The organism is Salinisphaera sp. SPP-AMP-43, assembly GCF_049568105.1.
Taxonomy (GTDB): domain Bacteria; phylum Pseudomonadota; class Gammaproteobacteria; order Nevskiales; family Salinisphaeraceae; genus Salinisphaera.
The window spans coordinates 3249958-3266950 of record NZ_CP145335.1; the positions used below are offsets into that span (position 1 = coordinate 3249958).

Below are 16993 nucleotides of genomic sequence, written 5' to 3' on the forward strand. Positions count from 1 at the left end.
CCTAGCCTCCCGCCGTATCGGATTCGGCAGCTGCAGTCAGCATGCTCGGGTTGTCCGGCGGCACATGCAGAATGCGAAGCGCGCTCTGCATAATTTTGGAAAACACCGGGGCCGCCACCGTGCCGCCGTAGTAGGACCCCTTGGTCGGCGCATCGACTACAACCAACGTGACCAGCCGCGGGTTCTTGGCCGGCGCCATGCCGACGAACAACGCCCGATGCTGGTCGCGATGATAACCATCGCCGCTGATCTTGCGCGCGGTGCCCGTCTTGCCGGCCACGGTATAGCCGGGTACCTTGGCTTTTTCAGCCGTGCCCTGCGGGCTGACCACGCCTTCGAGTAGCCGCCGCATGGTGGAGGCCGTGGACGGCTTGATGGCCTGCTGCGCCGGCGGATGCATGTTCGCGCCCTGGCCCAGGATCATGCGCAGACTGCGCAGCGCGCCGTTGTCGGCGATCGCGCCATAGGCCCGGGCCAGCTGCAACGGCGTCACGGCAAAGCCATAGCCATACGAGGCAGTCGCGGTTTCGACGTCGTCCCAGGTGTAATAATCCTTGAGCACGCCAAAGCGCTCGCCCGGAAAACCGCTGCCGGTGGTCTCGCCGAAGCCGAAGTCACGAAAATCTTGCCAGACGCCCTGCGGGCCCATCTTCAGTCCGACGTGGGCGGCCCCGACATTGGACGACTTCTGAAGAATCTTGGCGAAATCCTCGTCGCCATAATTCAACTCGTCCTTGATCGTGAGTCGGCCGACCTGGAACCAACCTTTGGTATGGATGATGCTGGAGGTATCGTAGATGCCTTGGTTCAAGGCCCCGGAAAGCACGATCGGCTTGGCCGTCGAGCCCGGCTCGATCACGTCGGTCGCCGCACGCAGCCGCATGCCGGCCGGATCGATGGTTGAGCGATCGTTCGGGTTGAAGCTCGGATAGGAGGCGACCGCCAGCAGCTGCCCGCTGTCGGGATCAAGCATGACCACGACGCCATCCTTGGCCTTGTGCTTGACCACCGCCTCTTTGATGTTGCGATAAGCCAAGTACTGCAGGCGCGAGTCGATGGTCAACTTGAGATCGTGACCCGGCTGCGGCGGCTGGAACTCGTCGAGATCATCGACTACGCGGCCGCGCCCATCCTTGACCACCTTGCGTTCCCCCGGGGCACCGGATAGATAGTCGTTGCGTGCCAGCTCCATGCCGGACTGGCCCTTGCCATCGATATTGGTCAACCCGATCAGCTGGGCTGCGGCTTCGCCGGCCGGGTAGTAGCGTTTGTATTCGCGCTGTAGAAAGATACCGGGCGCATCGACCTTCATGACCTCGTGGGCGTCATAGGGCGACAGCTGGCGCTTGAGATAGAGAAACTGGCGACTTTTGTGCCGCTCCAGGTTCTGACGCAAATCGGCCACGCCAGTACCGAGCTTATCGGCCAACGCCGACAGCTTATCCGGCGCTTTGAGCACGGCAGACGGCACCGCCCAGACCGACTCAGTCGGCGCCGACAGGGCCATCGGCTGACCGTTGCGGTCGACGATCGCCCCGCGATTGGCCGGCACCTTAACCGTGCGCACATGCCGGATATCGCCCTGGTGGGTCAGAAACCGTTCGTCAAACACCTGCAGGTCGACCGCACGCCAAACCAGGGTCGCGCCGAATACCGCAAAAACGACCAGCACCAACCAGGCACGCCAGCGTGCCGGTGTGAACTGTGGAGCGTCTTCATCGCGGCTCACTGATGCTCCCCGAGCACGACGTAATCACGGGGCTGGACCATGCCCAGCTGGGCACGCGCCACCTGGGACACCCGGTCAGGACTGGCCCAGGCACTGTCCTCGAGCTGGATCTGGGCCCATTCGGTGGCCAGACGATCGTGCGTCATACGGGCCGACTGCAGATCGTGGAACAACTCGCGGGTCTGCTGGGTGGACTTCACGACCCCGATCGCGCTAACCAGGTTGATCACCAGCAGCAACAGCAAAACCAGCACGCGACGGGTCATGGCGCCACCTCATCGGCATGGGTACGCTCGGCGACCCGCATGATCGCGCTGCGGGCCCGTGGATTGGCCGCGACCTCGGTGGGGTCCGCAGTCACCGGCTTGCCGATCAAGCGCAAGGCCGGCTCGACTTCCGGCGCCATCGGCAGCTTCGGCTGCGGCGGTTTGGCTTGATGGCGCATGAAACGCTTGACCCGGCGGTCCTCCAGAGAATGGAAACTGATGACCGCCAACCGGCCACTGGGCGCCAGCGCCGACAGCGCAGCCGACAGCCCGCGATCCAAAGCGCCGAGTTCGTCGTTGATATGCATGCGAAACGCTTGGAAAGTGCGGGTCGCCGGATGAATGCGTTTGCCCGCGGCCACCTTGGCCGGCACCGCCGACTTGATCACGTTGGCCAGTGTTGCGGTATCGCCGACGCGGTTCGCATCCCGTGCCGCGACGATGGCCGAGGCGATTCGTCCGGCCATCGGCTCTTCGCCAAGCGTCTTGATCACGCGGGCGATATCGCCGTGGCGCGCACCGGCCAGCCAATCGGCCAGCGGCTGCCCCGCCTCGGGATTCATACGCATATCCAGCGGCCCCGCATGGCGAAACGAAAACCCGCGCTCGGCCACGTCGAACTGGGGCGAAGACACGCCCAGATCGAACAATACGCCGTCGACCTGACCCTGCAGGCCGAGCCGCTCCAGATGTACCGCCAGATCACCGAACGAAGCGCGCACGAAACTCAGCCGCGCATCGGTGGCCGCCAGCGCGTGGGCGGCGCGCTCGGCATCCGGATCCTGATCGATAGCGATCAACCGCCCCGTCGCGCTCAGCTGTTCGAGAATCGCGGTGCTATGCCCGCCGCGGCCAAAGGTCGCGTCGATATAGACGCCGTCTGGCCGGAGCGCGAGCGCGGCCAGCGCAGCCTCATGTAGTACCGGCTGATGTTCGGTGTCGGCCATGACGGCAGCGGACCTCGACGCGTGGGCGTTGGCTAAAAATGGCGCGCTCATAGACTGATATCCATCAGCACGTCGGGCAGATCGCCGTTAGCGGCATCCTTGGCCAGCATTTCGGCGGTATCGGTATTGCGCTGGTTGAAGGTGTCTTCGTCCCAGAGTTCAAACAGGTTGCCGATTCCCGACAATACGGCCCTGGCCTCCAACCCTGCGGCTGCACGCAGATTGGCCGGCAATAAAAGCCGTCCCTGGCGATCCATGTCGATATCGCGTGCATTGCCGATAAAAAACCGCTGAATGTTGCGAACCCTCGGATCCAGGCTGCCGCGCGCGAGCAACTGCTGTTCGAAAGTCTGAAATTCGGGGCCGGGATAAATCAAAAGACAGCCATCCCAGTGCCGCGTGATCACCAGCCGGCCGCCGCAGTCGTCGATCAACGACTGACGATAGGACGCCGGGATCGCAATGCGACCTTTGGCATCTATCGTGACCGAATGTGACCCCTTGAACACGAGGTGGTTCCTGTCCCCTGTTTAAACCACTTTGCCCCACTTCTCGCCCTTCGACGCCACTATAGGCAGTGCCAAAACGGAGTGTCAAGTTATCCGGCAGGCTAAAAAGGCCCGCTAATCAGCTATTTCCGAGCGTCTTTGCAACAATCCATGAAGTTTTTCGAGGCCTTTTATTGATCTTTTCATTCAACTGCTTGGCACTATTTATTGGATGTTTATACAGTCGAAAACGCCGCAAATAGCGTGCATGGCGCCGTTTACAGGGGCCGGCTCGACGATGGTGGGAGACCGTGGTTCGTGGCTTTAAAAGACAGGACGCCATCCCACGTCGGCCCCGAATTTGGGTCACGACGCGCAAATTACTGTCATCAGAGGAAATCGGAGTCGGCCGATAAGCCGGGTTCTGTCGCGTGCAGTCATTCATCTTGGACCATCGTCGCCGATGATCTCCTGCGACCTACCCGAGGACTGTGCGGGCCGCACGTCGTCCTCCTATTTGGTCTTGCTCCGGACGGGGTTTACCGTGCCACGAACCGTTGCCGGTCGTGCGGTGCGCTCTTACCGCACCGTTTCACCCTTACCGGGCCCGCCTGAGCGGGCCTTAGGCGGTCTGCTTTCTGTTGCACTGTCCGTAGACTCGCGCCTCCCAGGGGTTACCTGGCGTCCTGCCCTATGGAGCCCGGACTTTCCTCGACGCCGACGAGACGGCGCCGCGACTGCATGGCCGACTCCGAAGCGCGGATTCTAGGCCCTATGGGCGTTCTGTGCGAGCCCGATTTTCAATCGGCCAAGGCCAAGGCGCGATCGTAGGCGGTATTGCGTGCCACACCAGTCAGCCGCGCTGCGATCGTCGCGGCCTTTTTAGTACCCGCCAGCGGCAACAACTCGGCCAGCAGCGCATCCAGGGAAACGTCGCTACCCGGCGCCGGCGGCGTCGGCGCGCCGGCAATAACGAGCACGAATTCGCCGCGCCGTCGATTGCCATCGGCCGCCAACCAATCGGGCAATGCCGAAGCGGCCATCGACGCACTTTGCTCATGCAGCTTGGTCAACTCACGAGCAACCACGACGATTCGCTCGCCGAAAACCGCCGCCAGATCGGCTGCCGTTGCCGCGATACGGTGGCTCGATTCGTAACAAACCAAAGTTCGGGTTTCATCGTATAAGTTCGCCAGACGCTGTCGCCGCGGACCTGCCTTGGCCGGCAGGAATCCCTCGAACGCGAATCGATCAGTCGGCAGCCCAGCGACCGACAGCGCGGCAATCGCGGCACAGGGGCCCGGCACGGTCAGCACGGCATAGCCGGCTGCGCGCACGGCGGACACCAGTTGATAACCGGGATCGCTGATCAACGGCGTTCCGGCGTCGCTGATAACTGCGACGCTGTCACCCGCGGCTAGGCGCTCGACGATTTCCCGGGTCCGCGCGATCTCGTTGTGTTCGTGCAGCGACACCAGTGGCGTTGCAATACCCAGGTGGCCGGTCAGACGCCGGCTGTGGCGCGTATCCTCAGCTGCGATCAAGGCCACACTCTGCAGCACCTCCCGGGCACGCGGCGAAAAATCTTCCAGATTGCCGATCGGGGTCGCGACGACCCAGAGCGTTGCACCCGACGATGCCATGGTCTTTTGCCTGTATTGCGGAGATCGGTTCCGGCAGCATCGAGGCGACGTCGGCCGGTACGCACTGATATTATGCGGGAAACGGCCCGCAGCGGGGGAACTCGGGCCTTCACGCGTTTCGGGAGCAATAATAATGACAGTGTTCAAGTCCGGCCTACGGGCCGTGATGATCGTGGCCGCGGCCGCGACAATGGCCGGCTGCGCGTCGCAGATGAGCGGCGGACCGAATCAGCGCCCTGCCGGCAACCCAGCCGATATAGCGGCTCGGGCCGCGATGACTGGCGACTATCAAAAAGCAGCCCAGCAATATATCCAGGCTGCCGGCCAGGCCAGCCAGCCGGATCAGCAGCGTCAGTATCGCCTGGAAGCCGGTCTGGCTGCCGCCCAGGCCGGCGACGCCCAGACCGCCCAACAGATGCTGTCGAGCATCCAGCCTGCCACGCTGAACAAGACCGATCAGGCACGCTACAACCTGGCCCAGCGTGAGATCGAGATCGCCGACCTGTCCCCGGATCAGGCGCTGGCGCGCCTGCCCCGCCCCGCCCGGAACACCGCCCCCGAAGTCGCTCAGCGCGTCTGGGAAAAACGCGCCGAGCTGCATTTTGCCAACAACGAGCCGGTCCAAGGCATCCAGGCACTCGCTCAGCGCGACGTTTGGCTGATGGATGATCGGGCGCTGCGCAACAACGACGATCGTATCTACGATAAAGCCCTGGACACGATTGCCCTAGGGCTTGGCCCGGACAGCCGGGTGGCCCAGAACGCCGGCCAGACCACGCGAGGCTGGCTGGCCCTGGCCCAGATTGGGCAGTCGCAGTTCAGCAGCCGCCAGGATCGTGACCAGGCCCTGGCCGACTGGCAGAGCCAGTACCCCGGGCACCCGGCCAACCGCACCGTGCTGACCGAACGCTTCAACTACGCCGGCGCGACCGAGGTCACCGAGCAGGAACCCGGGGATATGCTATCCAGCACCGGACCGGCGCCCCAGGTGACCAGCGACCAGATCGCCCTCGCCCTGCCGATGAACGGCCGCTTCCAGAACGCTGCCCAGGCGATTCGCGATGGTTTCATGTTCGCTTATCAGAACAACGGCCGAGGCCTGCCCAAGCCGATCATCTATCAAAGCGGTACGATGCCGGCCCAGCAACTGGCCTCTCAGGCGCAAATGGATAACGTCGGCGTTCTGGTCGGCCCGCTGGACAAATCTAAGGTCGCCGAAATGTCGCGGCTGCAATCGCTGCCGATGCCCGAAATCGCCCTGAACTCGATCGAGGACGCCAAGCAGCGCCCAGGCTTCTACCAATTCGGCCTCTCGCCGGAAGACGAAGCCGAGTCCACTGCGGCCCACGCCGAGCGTACCGGCTATAGCCATGCTCTAGCCCTGGTGCCCCGCGGCGATTGGGGCAATCGCGTACTGGACGCCTTCCGCCGGTCGTTCAAGGCCCGGGGCGGACAGCTGGTCGACTACCAGTCCTATAACGCCGACAGCCACGACCACAGCCAGGCCATTCAGGCTGTGCTCAAAAACCAGGGCAGCGCCGATTTCATCTTCGTGGCCGCCCAGCCGACCCAAGCCCGACTGATCCGTAGCCAGCTCAAATATTATCGGGCGGCCGACCTGCCGATGCTCACGACATCGCATGCGTTTTCGGGCACCGTCGATGCAGCTCAGGACATCGACCTCAACGGCGTGCACTTCGTCGACATGCCCTGGCTGCTCGGCCAGGGCGGCACCATCGCTCGGCTGCGCAGCGAAGCCAAAGCCGCCTACGGCCGCGAAGCCCAATCCTATGCCCGGCTGTTTGCTATGGGCATGGATGCCTGGCTTCTTGCCCGCCGTCTCGATCAGGGCGACCTGCCTGACCAGGACCCGATCGAAGGCATGACCGGCGTGCTCTCCGTCCAACCGGACGGGCATATCAAACGCTATCTGGGCTGGGCCGTATTCCGTAACGGCCGGCCGCAGACCGTATCGATGCCGTCGGTCGACGATGCCCGGATCGGCGATAGCTACTCGGAGCCCACTACGTCTTCCCGAGGCCTACAGTCGCCGCTGCAGCAGGCGCCAAACAACCAAGGTGGCGACCGCAATAATGACCCATGGTCTTCCAGCGACTGACCACCCGGGCGCTCGGTGCCAACGCCGAGCGCCGCGTCGACCGGGCCGCACGCCGCCGCGGCTGGCACTGCATCGAGCGTAATTATTCGGTGCGCGGCGGCGAGCTCGATCTCGTGTATCGCTGTGGCGACGAGCTGATCGTGGTCGAGGTACGCTATCGCAGCCGCGACGATTATGGCGGCGCCGTGGCCAGCGTCACCCCTTCCAAGCAACGTCGGATCGTACAGGCGACCCGACACCTGCTGGCCAGCCGGCCGGAGCTGGCCGAACTGGCGGTGCGTTTCGACGTCGTCGGGGTCGACGATAGCAACCAATTCAACTGGATAGAGAACGCGTTCTATGCCGAATGAGCCTACCCAGGCAGCCGATCGCATCGTTGCCGAGCTGTTTGCCGATAGCCGGCGCGCCAACGAAGCAACACTGAAGACCAATGCTCAGACCATGAGCCAGGTCGCCCAGCGCGTGCTGGCCTGTTGCAACAGCGGCGGCAAGATTCTGGCCTGCGGTAACGGCGGCTCGGCCGGGGATGCTCAGCACTTTGCCTCAGAACTGGTCAACCGGTTCGAGCGCAATCGGCGTGCGCTGGCCGCCGTGTCGCTGGTCACCGAAAGTTCGACTGTTACCGCGATCGCCAACGACGCCGGCTATTCGCGTGTCTTCGCCCGGCAGATCGAGGCACTCGGCCGGCCTGGCGACCTGTTGTTGGCGATTTCTACCAGTGGCAACTCGGCCAGCGTAGTCCAGGCGATCGATACTGCCCACGATGCCGGCTTGAACGTTGTGGCCCTGACCGGCCGCGACGGTGGCGACATCGCAACCCGTCTGGGCGCTGACGATATCGAACTACGGGTGCCTGATCAGGTCACAGCGCGTATCCAGGAAATGCATCTTTTGATCATTCACTGCATTTGCCGCCTGATTGAGGATTCGGTCGCCGACAACGGCTAGGCGAACCCGGCCAGTCTCGACGTCTACGCGATGGACGCCGGGACTGGCCGGATGTCCGTCAGACGATGGTTACTTGACCACCTTGAGGTGGGCCCGTTTTTTCTTCTCGGCCTCGCCATCGTCGCCACCGGAAGATCCATCTTCGGATTCGGCATCGGTCGCGAGCGTTTCTTCGCTTTCGGTTTCGGTATCTTCGACCTCGCCAAACAACATGCCCTCGCCGTTTTCTCGGGCGTACAGCGCCAGCACGGCGCCCGGCGGCACCGCCACGTTGTAGTTCGCGCCCGAAAAACGTGCCGAAAAGCTGATCAGCTGGTTTTCCAGGGCCAGTCCGCGCACGGCGTTCGGGCTGATATTGACCGTGATCTTGCCATCATCGGTCACGAATTGACGCGGCACATCGACACCGGGGGCGTCTGCCGCGACCAGCAAATGCGGCGTCAAGTCGTTGTCCAGCACCCAGTCGTAGAGCGCCCGGATTAGATAGGGGCGTCGGGAAGTGAGCTCGGCCATGGTGTCTCGCCTCTTCGTCGTCCTGTCAGTGGGTGGCCAGTGCCGGGCGCATGTCGGCCTCCATGGCCGACAGGCTGGCTTCGAACGCCGGGCGCGCAAACAGACGTGCCGCGTATTGTTCGAGGCGCTCGCCGTGCTTCGCCGGCAGACTCACCTGGTAATGTTCGAGTCGCCAAAGTATGGGCGCCAACGTACAATCCAATAGCGAAAATTCCTCGCCGATGTATTGCTTGGGCGCGAATTCGGCAGCCAGCGTAGTCAACAGTTCGGTCATGCGTGCCCGCGCCTTGCGAGCTACTGCCGGGGTGCCTTCCAGATCCTCGCAAAGCTCATACAGATCGGCTTCCATGCGAAAGATCGCCAGCCGATACTGGGCCCTTAGCACCGGATCGGCCGGCATCAACGGTGGGTGCGGATAGCGCTCGTCGATGTATTCAATGATGATACGCGGATCGTAGACCACCAATTCACGATCGACCAATGTCGGCACCGTGTTGTACGGATTAAGATCCAGCAGGTCCTCGCTCTGCTCATCTTCTCGCAGCTCGATGACGTCGTAACTCGCCACGCCCTTTTCGGCCATGACCAAACGAACGCGATGGCTGTGAACGGAGGTGGGATGACTGTAGAGGGTGATCGAGGAACGACGAGCCATAATTGCTTCCTGTTCGACCGGCGGGCAGCGCGATGCGCCAAGCCCGGGCGCGCCGCGGACATCGCGGGCCAAAGCCAGAGGTCATAATCGAACTATAGCATGCCGTGCTGGGATCCTGAGGGCGCGCCCGGGCCATGAACCCGACGGATACGCACAAGGCCGACGGGGCCCGCCGGCGACTACTGCAGTGCAGATCGGCCGGAGGCCGCGGCCTTGCTCGCTCAGCTCCGATCGACGCGCGCCGCCGCAGACGCTGCATGCGCAGCCAATCCCTCGCCCTCAGCCAACCGCACGGCGATCGGTGCCAGCCGTGCCGCGCCAGCGGCACTGGTCTGCACCAGCGAGATCCGTTTCTGGAAATCGTAGGCCCCGAGCGCCGAGGAAAAACGCGCGGTCCGGCCGGTCGGCAGCACATGATTGGGCCCGGCACAGTAATCGCCGAACGCCTCGGGGGTACGATGGCCCATAAAGATCGCGCCAGCATGCTGGATCATATCCAGCAGCGTCTCCGGCGCCGCGACCGCCAGTTCCAGATGCTCGGGCGCAAGCCGGTTGGACAGAGCCACAGCCTCGTCCAGATCGGCACACTGAATCAGCGCCCCCTGGCCGTCGAGCGCAGCTCGAATGATAGCGGCCCGCGGCTGCTGGTCGATCAAACGCTCGACGGCGGCCGCAACCGCGTTCAGATGGTTGGCATCCGGGCTGACCAGCAGCGCCCGTGCCATTTCGTCGTGCTCGGCCTGGGCAAACAGATCGAGAGCCGCCCATTCCGGATCGCCACTGCCGTCGGCAATGATCAGCACTTCCGAAGGCCCAGCCACCGACTCGATGCCGACCCGCCCAAACACCTGCCGCTTGGCCGAGGCCACATAGGCATTGCCGGGGCCGACGATCTTGTCGACCTCGGGAATGCTCTGGCTGCCATAGGCGAGCGCTGCCACGGCCTGAGCGCCGCCGATAGTCAAAAAGCGGTCCACGCCGGCCACGGCCGCGGCAGCCAGCACCCAGTCGTTGACCACGCCTTCCGGCGCCGGGGAGACCATAATGATTTCGGCCACACCGGCGACCTTGGCCGGCACTGCGTTCATCAGCACGCTTGAGGGATAAGCCGCCTTGCCACCAGGCGCATAGATCCCGGCACGTTCGATCGGACGCACGATTTGGCCGAGTTCGTTGCCGTCGGCATCCTGATAACGGTGCGGCGCGATTTTCTGCGCCTCGGCGAAATCGGCAATGCGTTCGGCCGCGGCCTCCAACGCTGCCCGATCGGCGCGGGCCAGCCCGTCGCGGGCCGCGACCATGCGCTCGGGCGCAATCTCCAGCTCGGCGAAGGTCACACCCGGCCGTCGATCCAGCTCACGGGTGTAATCGATCACCGCGGCATCGCCGCGCTGGCGCACATCGGCGATGATCTCGGCGACACGGGCATCGATTTCGGTCTGGGCCGGGCTATCGCGGTCGGTCAACGCCGCGAAAGCGGCTTCGAAGTCGGCGCTCGTGGTGTCCAGGCGCCGCATCAGGCGGCCTCGCTCGAGGCCCCTCGGCCGAATAGTTCGACCAGCTCCTCGATCGCGGCGTGCTTCATCTTCTGCGCGGCCTTGTTCACCACTAGTCGGGCGCTGATGTCCTCGATCACCTCGAACGGCTCTAGACCGTTGGCACGCAGGGTATTGCCGGTATCTACCAGATCCACGATCACGTCCGCCAAACCCACCAGCGGCGCCAGCTCCATGGAGCCGTATAGTTTGACGATCTCGACCTGACGGCCGATACGAGCGAAATGCGCGCGCGTGGTCTCGACATACTTGGTCGCGACCCGCAACGGCCGATGGCTGGCTTCGTCCATCGCGCCCGGCAAGCCAGCGGTCATCAGCCGACAGCGGGCAATGCCCAGATCCAGCGGTTCGTACAGATCGGCCCCGCCGTGCTCGATCAACACGTCCTTGCCGGCCACGCCGATATCGGCTGCGCCGTAGGATACGAAGGTCGGCACGTCCGAGGCCCGGATCACCAGCAGCCGAAGGCCCGGCTGGTTGGTCTCGAACACCAGCTTGCGCGAGGATTCCGGGTCGACTTCTGGCTCGATGCCAGCCGCTGCCAGCACCGGCAAGGTATCTTCGAGAATGCGGCCCTTGGACAGGGCCAGCGTCAGCGTATCGTCCGATGATCCGTTCATACCGCTACCCCGCGGGCCGTGACCGGCGCCTGGTCGGGCACGCGCTGAATATAACCGCCGAGCTGGGCCATTTTTTCTTCAATGCATTCATAGCCGCGGTCGATATGGTAGATCCGCCGAACCTCGGTCGTACCATCGGCGATCAGCCCGGCGATCACCAACGAGGCGGAGGCCCGCAGGTCAGTCGCCATCACCGGCGCACCGGTGAGCTTATCGACCCCGGTCACTCGCACCGTATTGCCTTCCTGGCGAATATTGGCGCCCATGCGCTCGAGTTCCGAAACATGCATGAAGCGATTTTCGAACACGGTCTCGGTGACCATACCGACCCCCTCGGCGACCGCGTTCAATACACAGAACTGGGCCTGCATATCGGTCGGGAATCCCGGGTGCGGGGCCGTGCGCACATCGACTGCCTTTGGCCGCCGACCGTGCATGTCGACCGCGACCCAGTCGTTGCCTTGGGTGACTTCGGCGCCGGCCGCACTCAGCTTGGCGAGCACAGTATCGATCAGCGACGGATCGGTATGCGTGACCGCAACTCGACCGCGGCTGGCCGCGCCAGCGACCAAAAACGTGCCTGTTTCGATGCGATCGGGCACGACCCGGTGGGTCGCACCGTGCAGGGCTTTCTTACCCCGAATGGTGATCGTCGACGTACCGGCACCTTCAATGTCGGCGCCCATGGCGATCAGGCATTGGGCCAGATCGACCACTTCCGGCTCGCAGGCAGCATTTTCGAGCACCGTCACCCCGTCGGCCAACGTGGCTGCCATCATCAGGTTTTCGGTACCGGTGACCGTGACCATATCCATCGGAATGCGTGCGCCTTTCAAACGGCTGCATTTCGCTTTGACATAGCCGGACTCGACGTGGATCTCGGCGCCCATCGCCTCCAGGCCACGCAGATGGATATCCACCGGCCGCGCCCCGATCGCACAGCCGCCCGGCAACGAAACCTCGGCCTCGCCGCGCTTAGCCAGCAATGGCCCGAGCACCAGGATCGATGCCCGCATGGTCTTGACCAGGTCGTAGGGCGCCACGCACTGCGTGATAGTCGAGGCATCGGCCTCGATCACCATATAATCGCCGACCGTGACCGACACACCCATATGCGCCAGCAGCACATTGGTCGTCGTCACATCCTCAAGATGCGGCACGTTCTCGACGAACAACGGTTCATCGATCAGCAGAGCCGCCGTCATGATCGGCAGCGTGGCGTTTTTGGCCCCGGAAGCCCGGACGGTGCCGTCCAGCGGTGGGCCGCCCTCGATTCGCAGAAGATCCATGGCGTTGTTCAGGCCGCCTTAGGAGGCCGTGCCGGCCTGCTCCGGCGTCAGGGTCTTGAGCGACAGCGCATGAATCTCGCCGCCCATGCGATCGCCGAGCGTCGCATACACCATGCGATGCTGTTCGACGATGCCTTTGCCGGCAAAGCTGGGGCTGATCACGCGCGCGGCAAAATGGGTGCCGTCGTCGCCCATGACTTCGACCTCGGCATCCGGCAGGCCGGTTTCGATTAGTTCGCGTATGGCTTCTGGGCTATACATGTCGTCGTCTCTCTCGATGACTGGCGCGAAATGCTAGCACGCCGGGCGCCATGCCCGGCGTACCGACTATCCGCGAATTTTATATCCGCGCGATAGCATGGTGACGGCGATCGCAGATACCAAGCAGAAGAAGGCCGCTGCCACCACCAGACTGACCCATGGATTGGCGTCGCCGACGCCGAAGAAACCGTGCCGGAATCCGTCGATCATGTAGAAAAACGGATTGAAATAGGAGGCCTTCTGCCAGAACGGCGGCAGGTTGTGGATCGAGTAGAACACGCCCGACAGAAAGCTCATCGGCAGAATGAAAAAATTCTGGAAGGCCGCCAGGTGATCGAATTTATTAGCTACGATGCCCGCGATCAGGCCCATCACCGCCAGGGTGCCGCCGGAAAAGATCAGCATCACCAGCATCAGCAGCGGATGATGGATCGGCACGGTCACGAACAGCTGGGTCACCAGATACAGCACCACCGCGACCAGCACCGCGCGCACCAGCGATGCGCCGATGTAGGCCAGATAGATCTCGAAGGCCGACAGCGGCGTCATCAACAAAAACACCAAATTGCCCATAATCTTGGACTGGGTGATCGACGACGACGTATTGGCGAACGAGTTCTGGATGATGCTCATCATCATCAGCCCCGGCACCAGGAATTCGACCGCGCGTACGCCCTCGATGGTCTGGCCGGACAATACCTGCCCGAACACCAGCATATACAGCAGCGCGGTAACCACCGGGGCACCTACGGTCTGCAGGATCACGCTGTAAAAGCGCCGCACTTCTTTGATGAAGAGCGTGTAGCAGCCGCGCCAATTCATGCGCTGACCTCCTGTTCCGAATCCATGGTCAGTTCCACGAAGATGTTTTCCAGCGACGGCTCGCGGGTATGCACATCGGTGATCCGATAGCCGGCACCGCGGATACCTTCGATCACGTCGCCGATGAAGTCCTCGCCCTGCTTAAGCTTGAGATCGAGCGTACTGCCGCGCCGATCCTCGACCAGCCGCTGCACCTCGGCGGGCAGTTCGCCGCCCTCGCCGGTCAACTCGATCGACAGAAAACGATAGGGATGGCGATCGAGCAGCGCGTTCTTGTCTTCCAGCACCTGAAGCTCACCGTGGTTGAGAATCGCGATGCGATCGCACAACTCTTCGGCTTCTTCCAAATAGTGAGTGGTCAACACGATCGTGTGCCCGGCCTCGTTCAGGTCGCGGGTGAACTTCCAGAGCGTGCGGCGCAGCTCGACGTCCACGCCAGCGGTCGGTTCGTCCAGAATCACCACTTCCGGTTTGTGCACCAGGGCCTGGGCGATCAGCACGCGGCGCTTCATGCCGCCAGATAATTGGCGGATCGAATCTGCCCCTTTATCCTCGAGCTCCAGACGCTCGAGCAGTTCGTCGATCCAGGGCCAGACCTCTTTGCCACAGCCTTGGTAGCCGGCCTGCAGGCGCAGCATTTCACGCACCGAAAAAAACGGATCGTAGACCAGTTCCTGGGGCACGACGCCCAATGCCCGGCGCGCGGCGCGGTAGTCCGAAACCACGTCGCGACCGAGCACGGCCACCGAGCCGCTGGTCGCCCGGGCTAGCCCGGCGGTGATCGAGATTAGCGTGGATTTACCCGCGCCGTTTGGGCCCAGCAAGCCGAAATACTCACCGCGCTTGATGTCGAAGGACACGCCCTTAAGCGCATGGGTAGACGCATAGCGCTTGTGGACATCCTTGAAGGATATCGCGATATCGCTCATGACAGAGAAGCTCATCGAAGGCAAGGCGGGCGATTATACGGTGCCCGGCCAGCCGCCCCAAACGGCGGCTGAACGAATCGACAGGCCGTAACGCATCACGTTGACCGCCGCCCCATGTCGCTGCGATAGAATGCCGGGCATGGATAGCGATACCCTCATCGCGGCCGGCCAGCGCGTAATCGCGATCGAGGCCGCTGCAGCCGCGGCTCTTCAGCCCCGCATCGACCAAGACTTCGCGCGCGCCGCAGATCTGATCATGAACTGCACCGGCCGGGTAATCGTCACCGGCATGGGCAAATCCGGGCATATCGGCGGCAAGCTGGCGGCCACCCTGGCCTCGACCGGGACACCGGCGTTTTTCGTCCATCCCGGCGAAGCCAGCCACGGCGATCTGGGCATGGTCACCGCCCACGATGTAGTCGTGGCCCTGTCGTATTCGGGCGAGACCGGCGAAATTCTGACTATCCTGCCACTGCTCGGCCGGCTCGGCGTGCCGTTGATCGCGATGACCGGCAAGCCGGAATCCACCCTGGCCCGACGTTCGGACGTCCATCTGGATGTGTCGGTAGAAATCGAGGCCTGTCCGCTGGAATTGGCGCCGACTTCCTCGACCACCGCCACCCTGGTCATGGGCGATGCCCTAGCGATCGCTCTACTGGAGGCTCGCAACTTCACCGCCGAGGATTTCGCCCGCAGCCACCCGGGCGGCGCACTTGGCCGCCGGCTGCTGCTGACCGTATCGGATGTCATGCATACCGGCGAGGCCCTACCTCTGGTCAACGAACACGCCATGCTGCGCGAGGCGCTGCTGGAAATGACCGCCAAGGGCCTGGGCATGACCGGCGTGGTCGATACCTACGGCCGGTTGATCGGTCTGTTCACCGACGGCGATCTGCGCCGGGCGCTGGACCGCGATCTGGATATCAAGCATTCCCGGATCGGCGATTACATGACCCGAGCGCCCAAGACCGCTGACCCGGAGATGCTCGCTGCGGAAGCCGTGCGGCTACTTGAAACCCATCGGATCGGCGGCGGCGCGCTAATGGTGGTCGACGAGCACATGCGCCCGGTCGGCGCTTTGAACATGCAGGATCTGCTAAGAGCGGGCGTCATATGAGTTTTCTGAATCGACTGGACAGTCAATACGCGGTCTCGGCCCGGGCTGCTGCCGTTCGGCTGGCCGTATTCGATGTCGACGGGGTCATGACCGACGGCAAGCTCTATCTCGGCCCCGACGGCAGCGAGACCAAGTCCATGCATGTGCGTGACGGCCTGGGTCTGAAGCGGCTGGCCGAGGCCGGGGTCGAGATCGCGGTGATCAGCGGCCGTCCCTCGCCGCCGGTGGCAGCCCGGCTGTCGGGCCTAGGGATCGACGAAGTGCATATGGCCTGCGATGACAAGCCGGGCCGGCTGGCCGATCTGTCCGCAGCGCGTGGGCTCAAGGCCGCCCAGATCGCAGTTATGGGCGACGACCTGCCCGATCTCGAGATCATGAGCCACGCCGGGCTGGCCCTAGCCGTCGCCGATGCCGTACCCGAGGTACGCCGGGCGGCCCACTGGGTCAGTGCATTGCCCGGTGGACACGGTGCCGTCCGGGAAGCCTGTGAGCTGCTCATTGCAGCCGTGGCGGCCGACTGAACATGCTACGTATCGCTCTCGCATTAGCTGTGGTCTGCATCGCCCTATTCGGGCTCGGCAGCTGGCTGGGCTCCGGTTCCAAGCCAGGCCAGAAGCCGGTGACCACCCCCGAAAACAGCGACTACTACATGAAGGACGCCACCGTCGTGCAGTTGACCCAGCAAGGGCGGCTGGCCTATCGCATGAAAGTCGCCCGCTCCCTGCACTTCCCGGACGGCTCGGCGCGCCTTTCCGATATTCACGTACACTATCTCCAAAACACCAAGACCTACTGGAATCTGCATGCCGACAAGGGACGAGTCCCAGCCGGGAAGCGCGACCTGTACCTGTACGACGGTGTGACCATCCATCATCCGCGCGTAAATGGTGGCATGGTCAAAATCGATACCGCGCATGCCTGGGTGCGCCCACAAGCCGACCGGGTCGACTCGGACGCACGTGTGACCGCCATCGAGCCCGGCCAGAAAATCGCCGGCGATGGCATGCGCATCAACCTGGATACGAACGAGCTCAAGCTGCTGAACAATGTTCATGTCACCTACACGCCCTGACCGGCGCGTTCGAGCGCCA

Annotated in this window: 19 protein-coding genes and 1 other RNA gene; 6 read left to right on the top strand and 14 right to left on the bottom strand. The window is 63.3% G+C overall.

From position 1 onward, the window contains the following. Position 1: 1 nt before the first annotated feature. The 6 genes from V5738_RS13890 to rsmI all read right to left on the bottom strand — a co-directional run bounded on the left by V5738_RS13890 (position 2) and on the right by rsmI (position 5073). A complete protein-coding gene (locus tag V5738_RS13890; RefSeq protein ID WP_423821408.1) occupies positions 2 to 1729 on the bottom strand; it encodes a peptidoglycan D,D-transpeptidase FtsI family protein in 1728 nt (575 codons plus the stop codon). Beyond that, positions 1726 to 1995: a cell division protein FtsL gene (ftsL, locus tag V5738_RS13895; protein ID WP_423821409.1), complete on the bottom strand. Its 270-nt coding sequence runs from the start codon at positions 1993 to 1995 to the stop codon at positions 1726 to 1728. Before ftsL ends, V5738_RS13890 begins: the two co-directional genes overlap by 4 nt. Beyond that, positions 1992 to 2942 (bottom strand): 16S rRNA (cytosine(1402)-N(4))-methyltransferase RsmH, encoded by a 951-nt coding sequence (gene rsmH / locus V5738_RS13900; protein WP_423821410.1) that lies wholly within the window; start codon positions 2940 to 2942, stop codon positions 1992 to 1994. The genes ftsL and rsmH overlap by 4 nt, the downstream gene beginning before the upstream one ends. 47 nt (positions 2943 to 2989) lie before the next feature. Continuing rightward, positions 2990 to 3451, bottom strand: a complete 462-nt coding sequence (mraZ, locus tag V5738_RS13905) for a division/cell wall cluster transcriptional repressor MraZ (RefSeq protein ID WP_423821411.1) — start codon at positions 3449 to 3451, stop codon at positions 2990 to 2992. A gap of 376 nt (positions 3452 to 3827) precedes the next feature. Beyond that, positions 3828 to 4183, bottom strand: an RNA gene (gene rnpB / locus V5738_RS13910) — RNase P RNA component class A. A gap of 47 nt (positions 4184 to 4230) precedes the next feature. Next, positions 4231 to 5073 (bottom strand): 16S rRNA (cytidine(1402)-2'-O)-methyltransferase, encoded by an 843-nt coding sequence (gene rsmI, locus V5738_RS13915; protein ID WP_423821412.1) that lies wholly within the window; start codon positions 5071 to 5073, stop codon positions 4231 to 4233. Between the two features lie 133 nt (positions 5074 to 5206). Here rsmI and V5738_RS13920 point away from each other — a divergent pair, with 133 nt between their 5' ends. Genes V5738_RS13920 through V5738_RS13930 form a run of 3 tightly spaced genes read left to right on the top strand, consistent with a single transcriptional unit; the run spans position 5207 to position 8140 of the window. Continuing rightward, positions 5207 to 7192: a penicillin-binding protein activator gene (locus V5738_RS13920; RefSeq protein WP_423821413.1), complete on the top strand. Its 1986-nt coding sequence runs from the start codon at positions 5207 to 5209 to the stop codon at positions 7190 to 7192. Next, a complete protein-coding gene (locus tag V5738_RS13925) occupies positions 7174 to 7542 on the top strand; it encodes a YraN family protein (protein WP_423821414.1) in 369 nt (122 codons plus the stop codon). The genes V5738_RS13920 and V5738_RS13925 overlap by 19 nt, the downstream gene beginning before the upstream one ends. Further along, on the top strand, positions 7532 to 8140 hold the full coding sequence (locus tag V5738_RS13930) for a D-sedoheptulose-7-phosphate isomerase (RefSeq protein WP_423821415.1): 609 nt from the start codon (positions 7532 to 7534) through the stop codon (positions 8138 to 8140). The genes V5738_RS13925 and V5738_RS13930 overlap by 11 nt, the downstream gene beginning before the upstream one ends. 69 nt (positions 8141 to 8209) lie before the next feature. Here the strand turns inward: V5738_RS13930 and V5738_RS13935 are convergent, their stop codons facing one another. From V5738_RS13935 to V5738_RS13970, 8 genes are all read right to left on the bottom strand, one after another. Beyond that, positions 8210 to 8653 carry a ClpXP protease specificity-enhancing factor gene (locus V5738_RS13935; protein ID WP_423821416.1) on the bottom strand — a complete coding sequence of 148 codons (444 nt, stop codon included), beginning with the start codon at positions 8651 to 8653 and terminating at the stop codon, positions 8210 to 8212. Positions 8654 to 8678: 25 nt separating this feature from the next. Then, entirely contained in the window at positions 8679 to 9308 is a 630-nt protein-coding gene (locus tag V5738_RS13940) for a glutathione S-transferase N-terminal domain-containing protein (protein WP_423821417.1), read from the bottom strand. Positions 9309 to 9529: 221 nt separating this feature from the next. Then, complete coding sequence (hisD, locus tag V5738_RS13945) at positions 9530 to 10825, bottom strand: histidinol dehydrogenase (protein ID WP_423821418.1); 1296 nt, start codon at positions 10823 to 10825, stop codon at positions 9530 to 9532. Then, positions 10825 to 11484, bottom strand: a complete 660-nt coding sequence (gene hisG, locus V5738_RS13950) for an ATP phosphoribosyltransferase (RefSeq protein ID WP_423821419.1) — start codon at positions 11482 to 11484, stop codon at positions 10825 to 10827. The genes hisD and hisG overlap by 1 nt, the downstream gene beginning before the upstream one ends. Continuing rightward, entirely contained in the window at positions 11481 to 12773 is a 1293-nt protein-coding gene (murA, locus tag V5738_RS13955; RefSeq protein WP_423821421.1) for a UDP-N-acetylglucosamine 1-carboxyvinyltransferase, read from the bottom strand. The genes hisG and murA overlap by 4 nt, the downstream gene beginning before the upstream one ends. 18 nt (positions 12774 to 12791) lie before the next feature. Next, complete coding sequence (locus tag V5738_RS13960) at positions 12792 to 13034, bottom strand: BolA family protein (RefSeq protein ID WP_423821422.1); 243 nt, start codon at positions 13032 to 13034, stop codon at positions 12792 to 12794. A 66-nt stretch (positions 13035 to 13100) separates the two neighbouring features. Continuing rightward, complete coding sequence (locus V5738_RS13965; protein ID WP_423821423.1) at positions 13101 to 13856, bottom strand: ABC transporter permease; 756 nt, start codon at positions 13854 to 13856, stop codon at positions 13101 to 13103. Further along, the gene (locus tag V5738_RS13970) at positions 13853 to 14785 is read right to left on the bottom strand and encodes an ABC transporter ATP-binding protein (protein ID WP_423821424.1); all 933 of its coding nucleotides are present in this window, start codon (positions 14783 to 14785) and stop codon (positions 13853 to 13855) included. The genes V5738_RS13965 and V5738_RS13970 overlap by 4 nt, the downstream gene beginning before the upstream one ends. A 139-nt stretch (positions 14786 to 14924) precedes the next feature. Here V5738_RS13970 and V5738_RS13975 point away from each other — a divergent pair, with 139 nt between their 5' ends. Genes V5738_RS13975 through lptC form a run of 3 tightly spaced genes read left to right on the top strand, consistent with a single transcriptional unit; the run spans position 14925 to position 16974 of the window. After that, positions 14925 to 15902: a KpsF/GutQ family sugar-phosphate isomerase gene (locus V5738_RS13975; RefSeq protein ID WP_423821425.1), complete on the top strand. Its 978-nt coding sequence runs from the start codon at positions 14925 to 14927 to the stop codon at positions 15900 to 15902. Next, on the top strand, positions 15899 to 16423 hold the full coding sequence (locus tag V5738_RS13980; protein ID WP_423821426.1) for a KdsC family phosphatase: 525 nt from the start codon (positions 15899 to 15901) through the stop codon (positions 16421 to 16423). Before V5738_RS13975 ends, V5738_RS13980 begins: the two co-directional genes overlap by 4 nt. 2 nt (positions 16424 to 16425) lie before the next feature. After that, positions 16426 to 16974, top strand: coding sequence for an LPS export ABC transporter periplasmic protein LptC (lptC, locus tag V5738_RS13985; RefSeq protein WP_423821427.1), 549 nt, complete (start codon positions 16426 to 16428; stop codon positions 16972 to 16974). Positions 16975 to 16993: the final 19 nt, after the last annotated feature.

Bases quoted from the DNA above. Each gene is read 5' to 3' on its own strand.
- rsmH (WP_423821410.1), bottom strand. From the start codon at position 2,942: ATGGCCGACACCGAACATCAGCCGGTACTACATGAGGCTGCGCTGGCC.
- V5738_RS13980 (WP_423821426.1), top strand. From the start codon at position 15,899: ATGAGTTTTCTGAATCGACTGGACAGTCAATACGCGGTCTCGGCCCGG.
- V5738_RS13960 (WP_423821422.1), bottom strand. From the start codon at position 13,034: ATGTATAGCCCAGAAGCCATACGCGAACTAATCGAAACCGGCCTGCCG.
- rsmI (WP_423821412.1), bottom strand. From the start codon at position 5,073: ATGGCATCGTCGGGTGCAACGCTCTGGGTCGTCGCGACCCCGATCGGC.
- ftsL (WP_423821409.1), bottom strand. From the start codon at position 1,995: ATGACCCGTCGCGTGCTGGTTTTGCTGTTGCTGCTGGTGATCAACCTG.
- V5738_RS13965 (WP_423821423.1), bottom strand. From the start codon at position 13,856: ATGAATTGGCGCGGCTGCTACACGCTCTTCATCAAAGAAGTGCGGCGC.
- V5738_RS13920 (WP_423821413.1), top strand. From the start codon at position 5,207: ATGACAGTGTTCAAGTCCGGCCTACGGGCCGTGATGATCGTGGCCGCG.
- V5738_RS13975 (WP_423821425.1), top strand. From the start codon at position 14,925: ATGGATAGCGATACCCTCATCGCGGCCGGCCAGCGCGTAATCGCGATC.
- V5738_RS13925 (WP_423821414.1), top strand. From the start codon at position 7,174: ATGGTCTTCCAGCGACTGACCACCCGGGCGCTCGGTGCCAACGCCGAG.
- murA (WP_423821421.1), bottom strand. From the start codon at position 12,773: ATGGATCTTCTGCGAATCGAGGGCGGCCCACCGCTGGACGGCACCGTC.
- V5738_RS13935 (WP_423821416.1), bottom strand. From the start codon at position 8,653: ATGGCCGAGCTCACTTCCCGACGCCCCTATCTAATCCGGGCGCTCTAC.
- V5738_RS13940 (WP_423821417.1), bottom strand. From the start codon at position 9,308: ATGGCTCGTCGTTCCTCGATCACCCTCTACAGTCATCCCACCTCCGTT.
- V5738_RS13930 (WP_423821415.1), top strand. From the start codon at position 7,532: ATGCCGAATGAGCCTACCCAGGCAGCCGATCGCATCGTTGCCGAGCTG.
- hisD (WP_423821418.1), bottom strand. From the start codon at position 10,825: ATGCGGCGCCTGGACACCACGAGCGCCGACTTCGAAGCCGCTTTCGCG.
- hisG (WP_423821419.1), bottom strand. From the start codon at position 11,484: ATGAACGGATCATCGGACGATACGCTGACGCTGGCCCTGTCCAAGGGC.
- lptC (WP_423821427.1), top strand. From the start codon at position 16,426: ATGCTACGTATCGCTCTCGCATTAGCTGTGGTCTGCATCGCCCTATTC.
- V5738_RS13970 (WP_423821424.1), bottom strand. From the start codon at position 14,785: ATGAGCGATATCGCGATATCCTTCAAGGATGTCCACAAGCGCTATGCG.